This window comes from Patescibacteria group bacterium (assembly GCA_023473585.1).
Taxonomy (GTDB): Bacteria; Patescibacteriota; Microgenomatia; order JAMCYU01; family JAMCYU01; genus JAMCYU01.
The window spans coordinates 1-17,538 of sequence record JAMCYU010000011.1 but is presented as its reverse complement, the minus strand read 5'-3'; the positions used below and the strand labels follow the sequence as shown (position 1 = coordinate 17,538).

General features: G+C 40.9%; 18 protein-coding genes and 1 tRNA gene. 2 read left to right on the top strand and 17 right to left on the bottom strand.

The genetic code is table 11. The annotated features are described in order from the left end of the window. Window positions 1–31: 31 nt before the first annotated feature. From M1575_04145 to greA, 7 genes are all read right to left on the bottom strand, one after another. Window positions 32–664 (bottom strand): hypothetical protein, encoded by a 633-nt coding sequence (locus M1575_04145; GenBank protein ID MCL5095881.1) that lies wholly within the window; start codon window positions 662–664, stop codon window positions 32–34. Beyond that, entirely contained in the window at window positions 633–1,892 is a 1,260-nt protein-coding gene (gene serS / locus M1575_04140; protein ID MCL5095880.1) for a serine--tRNA ligase, read from the bottom strand. Before serS ends, M1575_04145 begins: the two co-directional genes overlap by 32 nt. Window positions 1,893–2,023: 131 nt before the next feature. Then, window positions 2,024–2,407 carry a Trp family transcriptional regulator gene (locus tag M1575_04135; protein ID MCL5095879.1) on the bottom strand — a complete coding sequence of 128 codons (384 nt, stop codon included), beginning with the start codon at window positions 2,405–2,407 and terminating at the stop codon, window positions 2,024–2,026. Window positions 2,408–2,496: 89 nt separating this feature from the next. Next, complete coding sequence (locus tag M1575_04130) at window positions 2,497–3,111, bottom strand: non-canonical purine NTP pyrophosphatase (protein ID MCL5095878.1); 615 nt, start codon at window positions 3,109–3,111, stop codon at window positions 2,497–2,499. 18 nt (window positions 3,112–3,129) lie between these two features. After that, window positions 3,130–3,714, bottom strand: coding sequence for a phosphohydrolase (locus M1575_04125; GenBank protein MCL5095877.1), 585 nt, complete (start codon window positions 3,712–3,714; stop codon window positions 3,130–3,132). Continuing rightward, window positions 3,711–5,189 carry a lysine--tRNA ligase gene (lysS, locus tag M1575_04120; GenBank protein ID MCL5095876.1) on the bottom strand — a complete coding sequence of 493 codons (1,479 nt, stop codon included), beginning with the start codon at window positions 5,187–5,189 and terminating at the stop codon, window positions 3,711–3,713. The genes M1575_04125 and lysS overlap by 4 nt, the downstream gene beginning before the upstream one ends. Before the next feature lie 40 nt (window positions 5,190–5,229). Continuing rightward, window positions 5,230–5,715, bottom strand: a complete 486-nt coding sequence (greA, locus tag M1575_04115) for a transcription elongation factor GreA (protein ID MCL5095875.1) — start codon at window positions 5,713–5,715, stop codon at window positions 5,230–5,232. 130 nt (window positions 5,716–5,845) lie between these two features. Here greA and M1575_04110 point away from each other — a divergent pair. Next, window positions 5,846–5,920 (top strand) — tRNA-Glu (locus tag M1575_04110). A gap of 42 nt (window positions 5,921–5,962) precedes the next feature. Next, window positions 5,963–6,901: a class A beta-lactamase-related serine hydrolase gene (locus M1575_04105; protein ID MCL5095874.1), complete on the top strand. Its 939-nt coding sequence runs from the start codon at window positions 5,963–5,965 to the stop codon at window positions 6,899–6,901. 7 nt (window positions 6,902–6,908) lie between these two features. On the opposite strand, the gene lon is transcribed toward M1575_04105, so the two are convergent. The 10 genes from lon to M1575_04055 form a co-directional block, all read right to left on the bottom strand. Next, window positions 6,909–9,302: an endopeptidase La gene (lon, locus tag M1575_04100; GenBank protein MCL5095873.1), complete on the bottom strand. Its 2,394-nt coding sequence runs from the start codon at window positions 9,300–9,302 to the stop codon at window positions 6,909–6,911. Between the two features lie 75 nt (window positions 9,303–9,377). Then, window positions 9,378–10,061, bottom strand: a complete 684-nt coding sequence (locus M1575_04095) for a L,D-transpeptidase (GenBank protein MCL5095872.1) — start codon at window positions 10,059–10,061, stop codon at window positions 9,378–9,380. After that, entirely contained in the window at window positions 10,058–10,861 is an 804-nt protein-coding gene (locus tag M1575_04090; protein MCL5095871.1) for a thiamine pyrophosphate-dependent enzyme, read from the bottom strand. Before M1575_04090 ends, M1575_04095 begins: the two co-directional genes overlap by 4 nt. Further along, the gene (locus M1575_04085) at window positions 10,854–12,584 is read right to left on the bottom strand and encodes a 2-oxoacid:acceptor oxidoreductase subunit alpha (protein MCL5095870.1); all 1,731 of its coding nucleotides are present in this window, start codon (window positions 12,582–12,584) and stop codon (window positions 10,854–10,856) included. The genes M1575_04090 and M1575_04085 overlap by 8 nt, the downstream gene beginning before the upstream one ends. A 7-nt stretch (window positions 12,585–12,591) precedes the next feature. Next, the gene (locus M1575_04080) at window positions 12,592–12,969 is read right to left on the bottom strand and encodes an iron-sulfur cluster assembly scaffold protein (protein ID MCL5095869.1); all 378 of its coding nucleotides are present in this window, start codon (window positions 12,967–12,969) and stop codon (window positions 12,592–12,594) included. After that, window positions 12,969–14,207 (bottom strand): cysteine desulfurase, encoded by a 1,239-nt coding sequence (locus tag M1575_04075; protein MCL5095868.1) that lies wholly within the window; start codon window positions 14,205–14,207, stop codon window positions 12,969–12,971. The genes M1575_04080 and M1575_04075 overlap by 1 nt, the downstream gene beginning before the upstream one ends. A gap of 1 nt (window position 14,208) precedes the next feature. Next, window positions 14,209–15,513 carry a Fe-S cluster assembly protein SufB gene (gene sufB, locus M1575_04070; GenBank protein ID MCL5095867.1) on the bottom strand — a complete coding sequence of 435 codons (1,305 nt, stop codon included), beginning with the start codon at window positions 15,511–15,513 and terminating at the stop codon, window positions 14,209–14,211. After that, window positions 15,495–16,205 carry a Fe-S cluster assembly ATPase SufC gene (gene sufC / locus M1575_04065; GenBank protein MCL5095866.1) on the bottom strand — a complete coding sequence of 237 codons (711 nt, stop codon included), beginning with the start codon at window positions 16,203–16,205 and terminating at the stop codon, window positions 15,495–15,497. Before sufC ends, sufB begins: the two co-directional genes overlap by 19 nt. After that, the gene (locus M1575_04060; GenBank protein MCL5095865.1) at window positions 16,202–16,603 is read right to left on the bottom strand and encodes an Rrf2 family transcriptional regulator; all 402 of its coding nucleotides are present in this window, start codon (window positions 16,601–16,603) and stop codon (window positions 16,202–16,204) included. The genes sufC and M1575_04060 overlap by 4 nt, the downstream gene beginning before the upstream one ends. A 64-nt stretch (window positions 16,604–16,667) precedes the next feature. Beyond that, window positions 16,668–17,312: a SurA N-terminal domain-containing protein gene (locus M1575_04055; protein MCL5095864.1), complete on the bottom strand. Its 645-nt coding sequence runs from the start codon at window positions 17,310–17,312 to the stop codon at window positions 16,668–16,670. Window positions 17,313–17,538 lie beyond the last annotated feature (226 nt).

Sequence of the window (17,538 nt, the reverse complement as noted above, 5' to 3'; positions counted from 1 at the left end):
CTTTGGATTAAACCTTTGCAGAAAATATTTTTCAATCTTTTTTTACCAAAATAAAAAAATTTGTTAAATACTTTCTACAAGATAAATAATGAAATATTTTGTGCAATTTGTCAAGAAATTTTTTGGCTTCAAAAATGTGATTTTTATAGTAAAGACGATTAAAAACAATCATGCCGTTATTTGTTAAACTTTTTTTAAGATTTTCTAAAAATATTTCGCTTTCGCAATTTTTTGGAACTTTATCACCTAGATATAAATCAACGAAAATTAAATCAAATTTAAGTTTGTTTTTGTTAAGAAATAAATCGGCACTCTCATTTTTAATTTTTAAATTGGAAAAACTGTCAAGATAAAAATATTTTTTCCCCAAATCAATGATTATTGGATCAATTTCTAAACCGGTAATTTTTATTTTTTTAAAATAATTATTGGCAAGCTTAACCAAAGAACCGCCGCCCAACCCGAGAATTAAAACCTCGGCAATTTTATTCTCGTCTTTGGCGATTTTTTTAATAATCGGTTCCCAGATTTTTTCCACCATCGGCCCGGACTGAGTTAAATTGGCAATTAAAATTTTTCTGCGGCCGAATTGTTCCACCACCGAAATTTCGCCGTTTATGGGTGAGGAAATTTTAACGAGAGTTTGGGGGAGAAATTTTTTCAAAACCGGTATAATCACGTAAGACCTCGGGAATTAAAACGGAACCGTCTTCCTGCTGATTATTTTCCAAAATTGCGATGATGGTTCGGCCGATGGCAAAAGCCGTCCCGTTTAAAATATGGACGTAATTGGTCGCTGGTTTTTGGTCATTAGTCTCCTGATATTTGATATTAAGTCTTCGGGATTGATAATCGGTGCAGGTGGAAGTTGAGGTGACTTCTCGATATTTCCCTTGTCCCGGCATCCAACCCTCAAGATCATATTTTCTGGCCGCCGGCGCCCCTAAATCACCGGAACACATTTTTAAAACCTGGTAGGGAATTCCAAGGCTCTGGAATAATTTTTCTTCCAAAGAAAGCAAAAATTCATGTTCTTTGTCCGATTCTTCCGGTTTGGTGAAACTAAACATTTCCACTTTATCAAATTGATGAACACGCAAAATTCCCCGTGTGTCTTTACCGTAAGCACCGGCTTCTCGCCTGAAACAGGTTGAAAATCCCACATACCTTAACGGTAATTTTTTTCCGTCTAAAACCTCGTCCATGTGCATTGGTCCGATTGATTGTTCGGAAGTGCCAACCAAAACCAAACCATCTTTTTCTAAAACATACATATCTTCTTCTCCGCCATGTTCCAAATAACCCATACCGGCCATTGCCTGTTTTTTAATTAAAACCGGGGGAATAACGGGAATAAAACCCTCTTTGGTTAGGGTCTTCAACGCCAACTGTATAAGAGCCATTTCTAAAACAACGCCTGCTCCTTTTAAATAATAAAAACGTGTTCCTGAAACTTTAGCTGCTCTTTCAATATCAATTATTCCTAAGGCTTCACCGATAACTAAGTGATCCTTCGGCTCAAAAAGGAATTTAGTCGGTTCTCCCCATTTTTTGATAATTTCATTTTCACTCTCGTCTTTGCCTGTCTTAACGTCCGCAGCCGGAAGATTGGGAATTTGCCTCAGCAAATCAGACAAAGATTCTTCCACTTTTTTTAAATCCGGCTCTAATTTTTGGAGTTTTAGTTTTAGAGCTTTTCCCTCCTGAGAAACTTTTCCCATCAGGGCGATTTTATTTCTTTCGGCTCTTAGGATCTCAATCTCTTTTAAGAATTTTCGTCTTTTCTCATCCAAATCCAGAACCTGATCAACAAGCTGACTTTCCAGCTGTTTAGCCTTTAAACCTTTTTTGACCTGGTCCGGATTTTGTCTTATAAAATTTATGTCTAACATCTTTCTTCTTTTATTAGAATATCATAATCCATAAAATATCCATTGCATGTCCATAAAATTCCCTGAAAAAACACCTGTGTCTTTTATTAAGTCACTCCACTATAATGCTTTAAGGTAATATAGTTATTTCCTTAACGGCCAAAAATTAATTTTCCGTGGCCCTTGGGTTTACGACTTTCAATAACTTCTTCCCACCGTCTTTTTTCATCCCTAATCAAAAAATCTAATATCTTTATAAAAACTTCGTTAGCTTTTTGTAGTTTCTCGCTCATTTTGGCAATCGTGGCATCAGTTACCTTAATGTTATCTCTAATATCCCCATAGTTATGTTTTTCTCTAAGCTGTTTGAGAATGTCTATCCTTTTGGAGAGAATGATTATCTCCGTAGGTGAGAGAATATCTCTTAAAAATATTTCCGTTTCTTTCCTGTTTAATTTCCCCAGAGCAAACCAAAATTCATTAATAAGATCGTACCTTATTTGTCTATTTAAAAGTCGCTTAGAAACGGGTGTCATAGCTTCACTATATTGCTTTAAAGTAATATAGTCAATAGCCGTAAAATAAAATGACTTCCGGTATCCAACACTAAGCAAAAAAGCCAAAATTAAATCAGAAGTTTTTTAATGATTTTTTTCAGCTTTACGAGGGCCTTTCCCCGGTGATTATATTTTAAATTTTCTTCTTCGGTCAGATCGTCTTCGTTGTAAAATTTTTTAAGTCCGGGTAAATACAAAAGCGAGCGGAAAGGAAAACCGGCGGTTCTTTTTTCGTTATAAGGCTTGACGGCAATAATGCCCCGGATTTTACCTTCACTTAAATATTTTTCCCCATCGGGCAAAACAAGGGCTAAAACCGCCCGCAATTGGGCTTTCCGGTTTTTTAAGGGAAGACCTTTTAATTTTTTTAAAGTAAAATTGATAAGTTCTTCATCACTGGCTTCAAGACCGTTGATCCAGCGCCTTGATTTAACCCCGGGTTCCCCCTTTAAGTAATCAATTTCCAAACCGCCGTCATCGGCAATGGTCGGCAGATGAGAAATCTGAGCGTAGAAACTGGCCTTTTTTAAACTGTTTTCTTCAAAAGAAACTCCGTCTTCGGTCGCTTTTTGGCTGATGCCTAAATCCGTAAGGCTAACCAGTTCTAAGGGTAAATCTTTTAAAAAAGATTTTATTTCGTTAAGCTTTCCCGGATTCGTGGTCGCGATTAATAATTTTTTCATCACTCGTCACTTAATTTCTTATAAGCCTAATTCCGGGGCAATTTCCTGCATAGCTTTTAAACCGATTTCCATAAATTCTGTTAGGGGGATGCCTAATTTTTCTTCACAAAGAGCAATTTCTTCGCGTCTTGTCCCTTTCGCAAAACTTTTTTCTTTAAAACGGTTAAAAATGTTTTCAACGGTTAGGTCTTTTAATTTTCGGCTGGGCAAAACTAAGGTCGCGGCCACAATTAATCCGGTTAAAGAATCACCGCAAAAAATCGCCCAATCCATTTTGGATTCTGGTTCTATCCCTGTATTATGCCAATTATGGGCGGCCATCGCGTGCTCGATCGCTTCGGGAATCTCATAACCTTTTTCTTTTAACCATTGGCTTATCTGCACTCCTTGTTTTTCTGGCAATACTTCTTCACAATAATCACCGTCATGTAAAAGTCCCACCATCGCCCACTCCTCCTCACTAATTCCTAATTCCTTTTTTCTTTTTTCTAATTCACGGGCGACAGCCCGCATTAAGGCTTCCGTTGCCAACATGTGTTTGAAAATATTCTCGTTGGTAATTTTTTCGTTGAGAAAAAGAAGCGCCTGTTCTCTGGTAATCATTTGGATTTTTCTGGTCGTAGAGTCGGAAATAAAATAACGTCACGAATATTTTGAGTATTTGTTAGAAGCATAACCATTCGGTCAATACCCAATCCCAATCCTCCGGTTGGCGGCATGCCGTATTCCATGGCTTCAAGATACTGTTCGTCCATCGGATGAGCCTCTTCATCACCGGATTTTGCCGCTTTTACCTGTTCTTCAAAAAAAGTTTTTTGAACTTGCGGATCATTTAATTCGCTATAAGCATTGCCTATTTCAAAACCGGCAATATAGGGTTCAAACCTTTCAATTAAAGACGGATCGTCTTCTTTTTGCTTGCACAGGGCGGTTGTTTCTTTCGGCAAATCGGTCACAAAAGTCGGTTGAATTAAAAACGGCTCTACTAACTCGAATAAAGTTGCCGTCGCCACCCCTCGGTTAAATCCGGCCGCAACTCCGCTTAAGGAAGGGTTTTCTTCCGCTTTTAAATGATTTTCTTTTAATAATTTTTTAATTTCTTCGTCTTTTAATTTACCGATGTCGATTTTGGCGTATTTTAATAATCCTTCTTTCATTGTCATTCTCGTCCACGGCGGTTTCAAGTCAATTTCATGTTCTCCAAATTTAATTTTCGACGTCCCCAATATTTTTTCGGCTATAAACGCGTACATTTCTTCGGTTAGTTTCATGATATCCTGATAATCAGCATATGCTTGATAACATTCCATCATGGTAAATTCAGGATTATGAGATCGGTCCATGCCTTCGTTGCGAAAGTCTTTATCAATTTCATAAACTTTTTCAAAACCGCCAACGATTAATCTTTTTAAATAAAGCTCGTCAGATATTTTTAAATAAAAATCGCAGTCTAGAGCGTTGTGATGAGTTTTAAAAGGTCTGGCGGAAGCACCACCGTAAATATCCTGCAAGGTGGGCGTTTCCACTTCAAAAAAACCTTTCTCGTTTAAGAATTCCCTAACCGCATTGATAATTTTGGTTCGCGTTTCGAAAGTCTTTTTAACTTCTGAATTAAAAATAAGGTCCAAATATCTTTTACGGCTTCTTTCTTCTTCATCTTTTAAGCCGTGCCATTGGGATGGAAGCGGACGGATTGATTTAGTCAAAATTTGCAAAGAGTCAACCCAAACGGAAATTTCACCCGCAGTTGTTTTTTCAATTTTTCCAGAAACGGCGATAAAATCACCAATATCTAATAAGGTTATGAGTTGTTGGTTGTCAGCAGTGAGTTTATCTGATTTAAAAACCAATTGGATTTTGCCAGATTCGTCACGGAGATCAAAAAATTGGATACCACCATGACCACGAATGGCCATAATTCGACCGGCGATGGAAACATTTTTTCCTTCTTTTTTTAGAGCTTCAGCAACTACGTGATCCCGCGTTAAACGTGCTGGGTAAGGATTAATTCCTAATTTTTTTATTTTTTCCAGTTTTTCCAAACGAACTTTTTTCAATTCATCCAGAGGGGTTGCCATAAAGGAAGTTTAGCACAATTAGAAAGCGTGCTCAAGAAGATTATTCTATTGATAGAATTGTATAGGTAATTTTACCCGCCGGCGCTTCGACTTCGGCTTTTTCCCCGACTTTTTTACCTAGTAGGGCCTGACCCAAAGGTGAAGCATGGGAAATCTTTTTTGCCGTCGGGTCAGCTTCCCATTCACCGACAATCGTAAAAACTTCCTTTTTGCCGTTAAGATGAAGCGTGACTTTACAACCAACGTCAACCTTATGGCAATTTTTCTTCGAGGTGGTAATGATTTTAGCCCCATGTAAGATTTCTTCAAGTTCGGCAATTCGACCATCAATAAAAGCCAGATCTTCTCTGGCCGCCGTATATTCGCTGTTTTCAGCCAAATCACCTAAATCGCGCGCCTGCGCCATCCGCGTCACGGCGACAGGACGTTTGATCGTCAGCAGCTCATCATATTCTTTTTTAAGATCTTCCAATCCTTCACGGGTTAGAAGAACTTGCCCGCCGTTTGGCGGCGTTTGGTTTAACATAAAATATTCCTTTTCAAAAAAAGAATCCCCTATAAAAACCGGTGGGGATTTCTATGTAAGACAGAGTAAGATTATAGCTTAATTAGCCTCTCTTGTCAAGAGAGGGAATTTAGAGTAAAATACGTTTTAAGGCGCATTCGTCCAGCGGTCAGGACACGTGGTTCTCAACCACGAAACAGGGGTTCGATTCCCCTATGCGCTACCAAAAACCTTCAAAAATCTTGCTTAATCTGCTAGACTTAACCTCATGCAGGACTATGCTCTCGGGGACGAAAATCGTCAACAAGTTCATTTTCTGAAGTGGATTTTTTTAGGTTTTCTCATCCTTCTAATTTTGGGCTTTGCCAAAAAGAATTTCTTCTCTGGAAAAAACCAGGCAATCACTTCCCCACTTTCGGATAATTTTTTTTCTTTTATCACCCCCAAACAAAGAGATCCGCAAATCTTAATTGCCGAAATTAAAAAACTGTTGGAAAAAAACAACGGCAGTTACAGTCTCTATGTTTATGATCTCACGAATAATCAGGGTTTTGGGATTAACGAAACGACGATTTTTACCGCCGCTTCCATCAATAAAATTCCGATCCTCGCCAGTTTATATTATTTTGCCAATGCCGGCGAAATTAATCTTGATCAACAGGTGACACTGCAGGCTTCTGATATTCAGGATTACGGAACCGGCAGTCTAAGATATGATCCGCCGGGAACTACCTATTCCGTTAAAACCCTGGCTCGATTGATGATGGAACAATCAGACAACACCGCCTCTTATATTTTGGGCAGAGAAATTCTCAATTTTGAGAAGATTCAGAAATTAATAGACAGTTGGGGCTTAACACAAACCGATATGGAAAATAACAAAACCTCACTTTCGGACATGACGAAGATTTTAAGCAAAATGTATCGCGGCGAGGTTACCAATAAAGCCTTAACTTTAGAGATGCTGGGTTTTATGGACGAATCGGATTTTGAAGACAGACTTGGCCTTCTTTTACCAAAAACGGTTAAAATTTATCATAAAACCGGAGACGAAATCGGTCTTATCCACGATATCGGCATTATTAATCCCGAAAAACACGCCTATATTTTGGGTGTTTTTACCAGTGACATTACCGACGAAAAGATTACCAAGGAGACAATTGGACAAATCTCAAAACTCGTCTATGACTGGATGCAGGGTGATTAAAAACTTCTTAAAGATTTTTCTTCAGGGCGATTTTCAAAACCTCATCCATGTGAGTAACGAAGAAAAATTTCAGATCCCTTAAAACGTTTTTCGGAATATCTTCAAGGTCTTTTTTATTATTTTCGGGCATGATAATTATTTTTAAACCGGCTCGATGAGCGGCGATAATTTTTTCCTTAATGCCGCCTATTTCCAAGACTCTTCCCCGTAAGGTGATTTCACCGGTCATTCCGACTTCTTTTTTGACCGGAATCTTCGTTAGGGCCGAAGTTAAAGCCGTAGCGATAGCGATGCCAGCCGACGGTCCGTCTTTAGGTACGGCTCCTTCGGGAACATGGACATGAACATCAATTTTTTGGTAAAAACGTTCCGGCAGACCAAGCTTTTCCGCTCTGGAACGAATATAAGACAGCGCCGCCTGACAAGATTCTTTCATGACATCACCCAGTTGACCGGTTAAGGTTAAATTACCTTTCCCGGGCATTAGGGCAACTTCAATAAAAAGAATGTCGCCGCCGGCTTCGGTCCAGGCTAAACCCGTTGACATGCCGATTTCGTCTTTTTTCTCCGCCAAATAGGCCGTAAATTTGGCTGGCCCCAAAAATTTAGCCAGGTTTTTGGCTGAAACTTTAATTTTCTTTTTATACCCTTCGGCCACCCTTTTAGCCACCTTGCGGAAAATAGCGGCGATTTCTCTTTCCAAATTCCGAACACCGGCTTCGCGGGTATAACTCTGGATAATGGTTTTGAGAGTCGTGTCATTCATTTCCACCTGACTTGATTTTAAAGCGTGGGCTTCGATTTGTTTTTTCACTAAAAAGTCGCGGCCGATATGGAATTTTTCATCTTCGGTATAACCGGGGAAATGAATAACCTCCAGACGGTCTTTGAGAGCCGGCGGGATCGTATCCAAAACGTTACAGGTTGTAATAAAGAACACGTCGGATAAATCAAAGGGGACTTCAAGATAATGATCGGAAAAGGCGTGATTTTGTTCCGGATCTAAAGCCTCTAAAAGCGCGGCAGAGGGGTCACCCCGAAAATCGGCTCCGACTTTATCAATTTCATCAAGCATAAAAACGGGATTATGTGTTCCGGCTTGTTTGATCCCTTGGATAATGCGACCCGGAAGCGCTCCGACATAAGTACGACGATGCCCTCTGATTTCGGCTTCATCCCTAATCCCTCCCAGGGAGATTTTGACAAATTTGCGATTTAAAGCCCGGGCAATTGATTTACCGATCGAGGTTTTACCCACCCCCGGAGGCCCGGCAAAACAAAGAATCGTCGGCGAAACGGCTTTCGTTTTCGCCGCTGTTAATTGGTTGTTTTTCTTAAGCTTCATGACCGCCAGGTATTCAATAATTCTTTCCTTGATTTTGTTTAAACCGAAATGGTCCTCGTCCAGGATTTTTTGCGCCATTTTAATATCAACATTATTGGATGAAGCTGTCACCCAAGGCAACTCGACCAACCAATCAAGATAAGCTCTGATATATGAAGTTTCGGGGTTAAAAGGAGCCATCTGGACTAAACGGGAAAGTTCTTTTTCGGCTTTTTCCTGCACTTCTTTTGGCATCCCCGCCTTTTTAATTTTTTCGTTCAATTCCCTCATCTCTTTATTCTCTCCTTCTTCTCCCAATTCTTTTTCGATGGTCTTTAATCTTTCCCGTAAAACGGTTTCTCTTATTGATTTGTCGAATTTTTCCTGGGTCTTATTACTTATTTTTTTCTCAATCTCTAAAATCTTAACCTCATGAGCCAGATAATCGGCAATTATGGCTAATTTCTCTTTAACGTTTTTGATCTCAAGTAAGGTTTGTTTTTCGGCGGGTTTAATTTCCAAAACACCGGCGATTTGATTGGCTAATTCCGCCGGTTCCAAACCGGACATAATATTCATAAAAACCAGAAAATCAACCTGTTTGCCTAAATTAACGGCTTTTTTAAGTTCGGCTGATAAATGATTGGATAAAGCGGTAATCTCATCACCGATTTCAATCTCGTCAAAAAGCGTTTTGACTTTTCCTAAAAGGAAAGGTTCGGTTTGGGGATACTCCACGATTTCGACTCTGACGATCCCTTTGATTAAGGCATTAATCTCTCCGTCTGTTTTAAGCATGCGCTCGACCGATGCCAAAGTTCCGATTTTATAAAGATCATCGGGAACCGGTTCGCTGACGTTGGCGCCTTTTTGCATGACTAAAACCACCAGTTTTTCGTGGGAAAAAGCGGTCTCAATCGCCGCCAAAGATTTAGGTCGGCCAAAAGTTAAAACCATTTCGGTTCCGGGGAAGATAACGCCGTCTCTTAGGGGAGCGACAGGCACAATCGCTTCTCTTTTTAAAAAATCCGTTTGACCGCCGGAGGCTGGATTTTTAGAATCAAGTAAAATTGTCATTTTCTTTGTTTTTCCTTTTGTTGGAAACAATTAGCAGTCTAACAAAAGAAGTGCTAAAAGTCAAGAGGTATAAGTTTACTCGTGGATGACCACTCTGGTTCCCGGATTGTCTTTGGTCGGATAGGCCATATTTTTTCCCGAAGGCATGGTCGGCTCGGCCCACCAAAAGAGTTTTTCGGCATCAATCGTCGATAAATTAACACAGCCGTGGCTCATGGGTGAACCGAAGTTGTTGTGCCAATAAGTACCGTGCAGTCCGAAACCATTATGAAAAAACATGACGTAAGGGACATTCGGTAGATAATAATAGGTCCCGTCGGCTTTATTACCGCCGCTCATGGTGGAATAACGAAGCTTAATCCAAATACGAAAATCGCCCGTCGGTGTTGGCGCCCATTTGCCGGTCGAAACAAAAAAACTGTAAACGATTTGGTCCCCTTCGTGGGCGGATAATTTTTGGTCAGAAAGGTCAATTTCAATCCATTTTTCTCCCGAAGCCCTGGCTTGCCCTAAAACTTGAGTTTCAACGATTTGGGCTAAAGGATAAGAAACCGGAGCGTTAAGAAAGATCGGTTGCGGAAAACCGGCTTCCCAATCTCCGGATTGTTTTTTGATCGCCTCGACCAGTTCGGGTTTTTCTAATTCAGAAAGAGGGGGACGCAACAATAATCTTTCAACTAACGGTCCCTTAAAAAGGGCCAAAAAAAAGCTTAAGAAAAAAATAACAATCGCAAAAATGACAACCGAGCCTTTTTTCATAAAAATTCGGCTGAAAGTCTCTCTATTTCGGGCTTAAATTCAACCGTCTCCGGTTGAAAAACTTCTCTTTCTTCCTGGAAAAAAATCCCGATGGGTATTTTTGCATCCGTACCATTTTGAGGAAATTCCAAAGCTTTCTCCAAAGCCGCAAGTTTGTTGGCCGGTTTTTGTTCCATCTTGTAAATTCTTTGTCTGAACCAATCAAAAGTATTAACGTTGTTAAAACTAACGCAAGGCTGAAGAATATCAACAATCGCAAAACCCTTATGTTTGACGGCTTGAGTCATCAAATCCGTAAGATGCGGTAAATCTCCGGCAAAACCGCGCGCCACAAAACTGGCTCCGGCAGCAATGGCCACGGCCAAAGGATTTAAAGCTAGGTCAAATGAGCCTGCGGGCGTTGATTTGCTTTTAAATCCCCTAGCTGAGGTCGGTGAGGTTTGACCCGTCGTTAAGGCATAAACCTGATTATTATGAACCAATAAAGTCAGATCCAGATTGTGTTTCGCCGCGTGCAAAAGATGATTACCGCCTTCACCGTAACAACCCCCGTCACCGGCCACCGCCAAAACCGCAAGCTTCGGATTGATAATTTTAATCCCGGAAGCCACCGGTAGGGTCCTACCGTGAAGACTTTCAAAAGAAGTCATCTTAAGCCAATTGAACATATTGCTGTTGCAACCGATGTCAAAAACGACCACCGCGTCTTTGGCCGATAAAGAAAGATTAACAAAAGCGTTTTTCAGGGCCTGCCAAATACCGAAATTGCCGCAACCGGGACACCAAGTTGCCTCAAGCATATTTTTTCACTCCTTCAATGATGTCTTCAGGGAAAAAAGCCCGGCCATCATATTTTAAAATTTGCTTTTTAATTTCCACGCCGGTTTGTTCCCTTAAAAAACCAGCCATCTGACCGGTGGCGTTGCCTTCGCAACTGATGATTTTTTTGGCTTTTGATAAAATCTTCGTCACTGCTTCTTTGGGAAACGGATTTATCCAATTTAAATGAAGATAATTGATTTTAAGTCCTACGTGTTGAGTTTTAAGTCTTCCTATCGCTTCTCTCGCCGCTCCCTTGGTTGACCCCCAACCGACCAGGGTTATTTCGGCATCCTGATCCCCGAAAAGTTGCGGTTCGGGCACCTCTTTTTCCAGTAAGGAGAATTTACGACCTCTTTTCTCCACCATCTTTTTGATCATTGAAGCGTCTTCGGTTGCCAAACCCATTTCGTCGTGTTCGTAAGAGTCGGTCACAAAAAAGATCTTCCCGGGCAAAATTCTCGGTGAAATCCCGTCTTCGGTTATCTGATACCTTTTATAATCGGCCGCCGATAAATCCAGAAGTTTACCTCTATCAATAGCTATTCTCTCTGTCGCAATTTTCGCTTTTTCGATTGTGCCTAAGCTTTCGCATAAAAATTTGTCCACCAAAAGGATAACCGGGGTTTGATAACGGTCGGCTAAATTAAAAGCAACCTGCGTTAATTCAAAACATTCCTGGGGATCTCCGGGCGTTAAAACAATCCGGGTAAAATCACCCGGTGAAGCTCCCAGGACAAATTTAAGATCGCCCTGTCCGGTCCAGGTCGGCAAACCGCTTGAGGGCCCGGGTCTTATGCCCATCACGACAACTAAAGGTGTCTCGGTCATCGCCGCCATGGAATAAGCTTCGGTCATTAAAGAAAAACCGCCGCCTGAAGTCGCGACCAAACTTCTGGCCCCGGCATAAGAAGCGCCAATCGCCATATTGATACCGGCAATTTCGTCTTCCGGTTGTTTAAAAACAAAACCCGCTTCTTCACTTTTACTGGCTAAAAATTGCAAAAGACCGTTAATGGGCGTCATGGGATAAAGCGCGGCAAAACCCAAGCCGGCCATGATGGCTCCCAAACCGATCGCCTCGTTACCCGATAAAACCAAACGTTTCGGCGCCTGACCTTCATGAAGCTGATAATCAAAATCATGAGGAAAATTTTTCTTGATATATTCGAAGCCGGCTTTGGCCGCCTGCAGGTTTTCTTTAATGATTTCCTCACCCTTTTTATTAAAAACGTCGGCAACAACACCGGCTAAAATTTCAAAAGGCAGATTCATAACCGCCCACGAAGAACCCAAAGCGACATTATTCATCATGAGTTTGGCCCCGCCGTCTTGAGTGGCTAACTTCACTAAGGGCACGGGGAAAAGATGGCAATTTGCTTCCGGTAAAAGATCCTTCCCAATCTCTGGGTCTTCGCTATCGTAAATTAAACCGGCACCCTGGGACAGTTCGTCTTTATGCAAAATTATCGTTTCCTGGTTTAAGGCTACCAAAAGATCAACGGAGAAAATCAGGGAAAAAATTTCCTCTGCCGAGGCTCTGATAATATAAGTGTTGTGGCCGCCGCGAATTAAGGAAGGGTATTCGGTCGTTGAAGCAAGATAAAGACCGGCGCGGGCAAAAGCCTTAGCTAAAATGGTTCCGGAAACCATGATGCCGAAACCGGCCGGACCGCCAATTTTCCAAGTTATACTTTTCTCCATAAGCAAACTATAACAGAGTGATTAATTTTTGTAAAACCTCCAAAGGTAAAAGCGCGCACTTTAATCTGGCCGGACTTAATTCAATCCCCAGCATGGATAAAATGTCTTCTTTGCCAAGTTTTTTGATTTCGCCTAACGATTTTCCTTTGACTTTTTCGGTTAACATCGAGGCCGAAGCTTGAGAAATCGCACAACCCTCGCCCCAAAATTTAATCTCACCCAAAGTTATGAGCTTGGGGTTATGGGTTAGGAGTTTTATCTCCATGCCAATTCTGTCCCCACAAAAAGAATTTTCCTGCTCATAAGACGCGTCCGGTTTGACGATTCTCCCGAAGTTTCTCGGCTTTCGATAATGATCAAGAATTCGGTCTTTATAAAGATTCATTAAACTTTAAAAATCTTTTGGGCTTTTTTAATGCCCTTGATTAATTTATCAATTTCCTCACCAGTATTATAAACATAAAAACTTACCCGGCACGAAGCCGAAATTCCCAAACGTTGATGTAAGGGCATGGCGCAGTGTTGACCGGATCTTAGGCAAAGATTGTCTTCGTCTAGAATTTGCGCCAAATCATGAGGATGAATGCCTGAAACATTAAAAGCGATAACCCCTCCGCGTTCTTCGGCTTTTTTGGGTCCGTAAACAGTTAAATTGGCGATTTTGCCTAATTGTTTTAAAGCGTAATCGGTCAATAATAATTCATGCTTTCTGACATTTTCCATACCGACTTTTTGAAGGTAGGAAACGGCGGCTCCTAAGCCGATGGCGCCGGCAATATTGGGCGTCCCGGCTTCAAATTTGGCCGGAGACTCGGCAAAGGTCGTTTGTTCAAGAAAAACATCTTTAATCATCTCGCCACCGTATTGATAGGGAGGCATTTCGTCCAGGGGTTTCTTTTTCCCCCAAAGAACACCGATCCCGACCGGCCCGAGCATTTTATGCCCGGAAAAGGCTAAAAAATCACAACCCAGGTCACAAACGTCAATGGGCAAATGCGGAACCGATTGGGCCGCATCAACAAAAACCAAACAATCAGGATTAATCTTTTTCACGGCCTGAGAAATTTCCCTTATAGGATTAATTGTTCCCAAGACGTTAGAAACATGAGTTAAGGCGATTAATTTGGTTTTTCTGGTCACGATTCCGTTGAGTTTTGAGTTTTGAGTTTTGAGTTTTCCGTCTTGATCTATATCCAGATATTTAATTCTCGCGCCCTTGTTTTTGGCCAATTGCTGCCAGGGAAGAAAATTGGAGTGATGCTCCATCACGGTACAGATAATTTCGCTTTGTTTGTCAATATTGGCCATTCCCCAAGCAGTGGCCACCAGGTTAACCGCCTCGGTCGTATTCCTGACAAAAATAACTTCTTTAGGCGTTTGGCTGCCTATAAAAGAGGCGACTTTCTGCCGCGCTTCTTCATAAGCTTCAGTTGCCTCTTGAGACAACTTATAAAGACCGCGGAAAATATTCACCCCGAATTTGGTGTAATATTCGTCCATCGCCGAAAGGACCAGCTGCGGTTTTAAAGACGAAGCCGTGGAATCAAGATAAATAAGCAATTTACCGTTAATTTTTCTTTTTAAAATCGGAAAATCGCTTCTGATTTTTTGGGTGTCTAACATTTTAATTTAACTCCATTTCGATTAATCTGTTTAATTCCACTGAATATTCCAGGGGAATTTCCGAAATTATGGGTTCGATAAAACCGGCAACTATTAAATTAGTCGCTTCTTTCTCCGAAATCCCTCGTGATTGAAGATAAAATAATTGTTCCTCGGAAATTCTGCCCACCGTTGCCTCATGACCGACGGCGACGTCTTTTTCTTTAATGTCTAAACTCGGAAAACTTTCAGCCTCTGACGTTTTGTCCAAAATTAAGGAATCGCAACGCATCAAGCTTCGACAATTTTTCGCGCCGGAGAGAACTTTAATTTGGCCGCGGAAAATATTTTTGCCGCCGCCCGAACTTAGGCTTTTGGCCGTAATCGTCGAGCTGGTATTTTCGGCCAAGTGAATGACTTTGCCGCCGGTATCCTTGACCTGACCTTTTCCCGCCCAGGAAATTGATAAATGGGAACTGCTCGCCCCTTTTTCCCCAAGGACACTCGTGGGATAAAGCATGGTCACTTTACTGCCTAAGGAACCGCTGACCCATTCGATGCGGCCGTTCTCACCAACCAAAGCTCTTTTGGTCGCCAAATTGTAAATATTTTTACTCCAATTCTGAACGGTCGTAAAACGCACCCTGGCTTGTTTACCAACGTAAACTTCGACCGCGCCGGCATGAAGGGAAAATTCGGAATCTTGAGGCGCCGTACAACCTTCAAGGTAATGCACGAAGGAACCCCGGTCGGCCACAATAATCGTGTGCTCAAATTGACCTAATCTGGCTGATTGCATTCTAAAATACGACTGTAAAGGCAAACAAAGACAAACGTCTTGAGGCAAATAAATAAAAGTGCCGCCCGACCAAAAAGCCGTGTGCAAAGCAGTGAATTTGTGCTCGTCAAAAGAAACCAAATTCATGAAATATTTTTTGACTTCCTCGGGGTATTTTTGTAAAGCCGAATCCATATCCAGAAAAATGACCTTTTTGTCTTCCCAGGTTTTCTTCAGTTTTTCGTAAACGGCCGAGGATTCATATTGGGCTAAATTGCCGGCTAAATACTTTTTCTCCATTTCGGGAATTTTCAATTTTTCATAAGTTTGCCGAATGTCCAAGGGCAAATCCTGCCAGCGGCTTTGCGGAAGAGTTTTGGGAGTTTGGTAATAATTAATTTTCGTCAAATCAAGATCACGTAAATCAGGACCAAAATTGGGCAAGGGTTTCTTTTCATAAATTTCCCAAGCCTTAAGACGCAATTTTCTCATCCAATCGGGCTCTTTTTTTTGATAAGAGATTTCCTCAATTAATTTTTTGCCAACCACGAATAACCCCTCCTTTCAATTTCTTCACCTAATTTCAAACCATCGCTCTTGACGATTCTTCCGCCCAGCATGACGTGGACGTAGTCGGGTTTTAAAAATTTTAAGAGTCTGGGATTATGAGTAATCACCAAAAGGCCGGCGTTTTGACTCATTTGGCTGATGATTTTTGTTATCAACTTTAAACTGTCAATATCTAAACCGCTGTCGATTTCGTCTAAAATCAAAAAGCGAGGTTTTAAAACTTTTGCCTGAAGCAATTCCATTTTTCTCATTTCTCCACCGGAGAAATTTTCGTTAAGCGAGCGGCTTAAGAATTCTTCTTTAATTTGAAGATCATGCATATTCTTCGCGATTTTTTCTTCCAGATCGTCCTTAACAACCATTCTTAATAAATTCCGGACGGAAACACCGGGAATTTCCGGAGGTTTTTGGAAAGAAACAAAAAGACCTAATTTTGAACGCTGTTCCGAAGGAAGATTAGTTATTTCCTGATTGCCGATTGTCATTAGACCGCTTGTCACCTTATAGCCGGGGTGCCCCATGGCGGCTAAGACCAGACTGGTTTTACCGGCACCGTTGGGCCCCATCAAAATATGCATTTCTCCCTTTTTAATTTTTAAATTAAGGCCCTTAAGGATTATTTTGCCCGCAACGGTCACCTTTAAACCGATGATTTCAAAAGTGTCTTTCATCTGGCGATCTCCGCTAAACTGATTTTTTGAAGACTTTTAGTCATTTCCGTATTGATTTTTTGCCAAATCCTTTTCGGCGGACAAGTCGAAATTAACGCGCAACGACTGTTTTTCTTCAAACAACTTGGCGATAAAATTTGTTGCCCGGAAAGACTTATCAGGATATCGGCCAGGTTAATGGTTTGCGGACGACGGGATAAAGAGTAGCCGCCGCCCATCCCTTCTTTGCTTTTAATCAGTTTGGCGCTTTTTAAATCAATGGCTAACTGTTTTAAAAAAAGCGGCGAAAGATGATAGGTTTTAGCAATTTCCGACAATGGCACGAGGCGCTTTTGCCACTCAAGGCAAAGCTTAGTCATAAGTAAAATGGCGTAATCCTGGCGCTTGGTGATTTTCATAAACTGACACTACAATAGTATCAGTTTAACAGAAAGAGGGAGGGGTTGTCAAGGATTTTACCGTTTAAAGTTTAAGAAAATAATTAATCTTGGCGCTCTCGCGAAGCGAGCTTAGCCAGCTTTGAATTTTTTCGCTCAGTTTTTCCTGCTCCAGTTGTTTTTTGATTGCTTCCTTAACGTCTTCAAATTTTGAAGTTTTATAAAGACTGGTTTTATTTTTGTCAAAATAATCTTTGATTTCCCCATCGGTAACGGTGACTTCTTTGACAAGTATCTTTTCGACGATTTTTTGCAATCTTATTTGTTCTTCCAAATCCTTGCGCGTCATCCCTTGAGCCGATAAAAGCTGGTCAAGGCTTTGTCCTTGTTTATTAAAATTATCTTCCAGTTTTTTAATTTCCTGGTTAATCTCGTCGTTACTTACGCTCACCTTTTGTTTACCGGCCTCTTCAAAAACTAAAGATTTCGTAATTAAAGAGTCCAAAACTTTGGCCCCGGCTTGTTTTTCCAATTCCGAAATTAAAGTGGTTCGAAAAATCGGCCGGCCGTTAACCAGGGCAACGACAAATTGGCCCTTAAAGGTATAAAGAGTTAAAAGTAAAAGAAGAAGACCCAGGGAAAAAACAGTTATTTTGCGGTTAAGCTTTATTCTTTTTTGGAGATTATCTTGTAAGTTTTTAACTTTGGCAAAATTTAATTTAATTTTCATTGGGTTATTATATCGAAGATAAATAAGCAAAACAAGTGATGTCTTCGATTAATTCGTTTCGCTCATTATAATATCATACGACACAAAATACAACATAAGTGTGCTGGACCCATAGATAGAGAACGGTTGTTCTCCTTTCTTTGCCTCTGCAATATAACATATTCTTGAGGGGTTAGGTAACCTAGACTTTGATGGAATCTTTTGGTGTTGTACTTGTTGGAAAATA

Coding starts and splice junctions, on each gene's coding strand:
- M1575_04080 (MCL5095869.1), bottom strand. CDS start 12,969: ATGAATCTTTATAAAGACCGAATTCTTGATCATTATCGAAAGCCGAGA.
- sufC (MCL5095866.1), bottom strand. CDS start 16,205: ATGAAAGACACTTTTGAAATCATCGGTTTAAAGGTGACCGTTGCGGGC.
- M1575_04090 (MCL5095871.1), bottom strand. CDS start 10,861: ATGCTTGAGGCAACTTGGTGTCCCGGTTGCGGCAATTTCGGTATTTGG.
- M1575_04060 (MCL5095865.1), bottom strand. CDS start 16,603: ATGAAAATCACCAAGCGCCAGGATTACGCCATTTTACTTATGACTAAG.
- M1575_04130 (MCL5095878.1), bottom strand. CDS start 3,111: ATGAAAAAATTATTAATCGCGACCACGAATCCGGGAAAGCTTAACGAA.
- M1575_04135 (MCL5095879.1), bottom strand. CDS start 2,407: ATGACACCCGTTTCTAAGCGACTTTTAAATAGACAAATAAGGTACGAT.
- lysS (MCL5095876.1), bottom strand. CDS start 5,189: ATGGCAACCCCTCTGGATGAATTGAAAAAAGTTCGTTTGGAAAAACTG.
- M1575_04095 (MCL5095872.1), bottom strand. CDS start 10,061: ATGAAAAAAGGCTCGGTTGTCATTTTTGCGATTGTTATTTTTTTCTTA.
- serS (MCL5095880.1), bottom strand. CDS start 1,892: ATGTTAGACATAAATTTTATAAGACAAAATCCGGACCAGGTCAAAAAA.
- M1575_04125 (MCL5095877.1), bottom strand. CDS start 3,714: ATGATTACCAGAGAACAGGCGCTTCTTTTTCTCAACGAAAAAATTACC.
- M1575_04055 (MCL5095864.1), bottom strand. CDS start 17,312: ATGAAAATTAAATTAAATTTTGCCAAAGTTAAAAACTTACAAGATAAT.
- M1575_04075 (MCL5095868.1), bottom strand. CDS start 14,207: ATGTTAGACACCCAAAAAATCAGAAGCGATTTTCCGATTTTAAAAAGA.
- greA (MCL5095875.1), bottom strand. CDS start 5,715: ATGTTAAACCAAACGCCGCCAAACGGCGGGCAAGTTCTTCTAACCCGT.
- M1575_04105 (MCL5095874.1), top strand. CDS start 5,963: ATGCAGGACTATGCTCTCGGGGACGAAAATCGTCAACAAGTTCATTTT.
- M1575_04085 (MCL5095870.1), bottom strand. CDS start 12,584: ATGGAGAAAAGTATAACTTGGAAAATTGGCGGTCCGGCCGGTTTCGGC.
- lon (MCL5095873.1), bottom strand. CDS start 9,302: ATGACAATTTTACTTGATTCTAAAAATCCAGCCTCCGGCGGTCAAACG.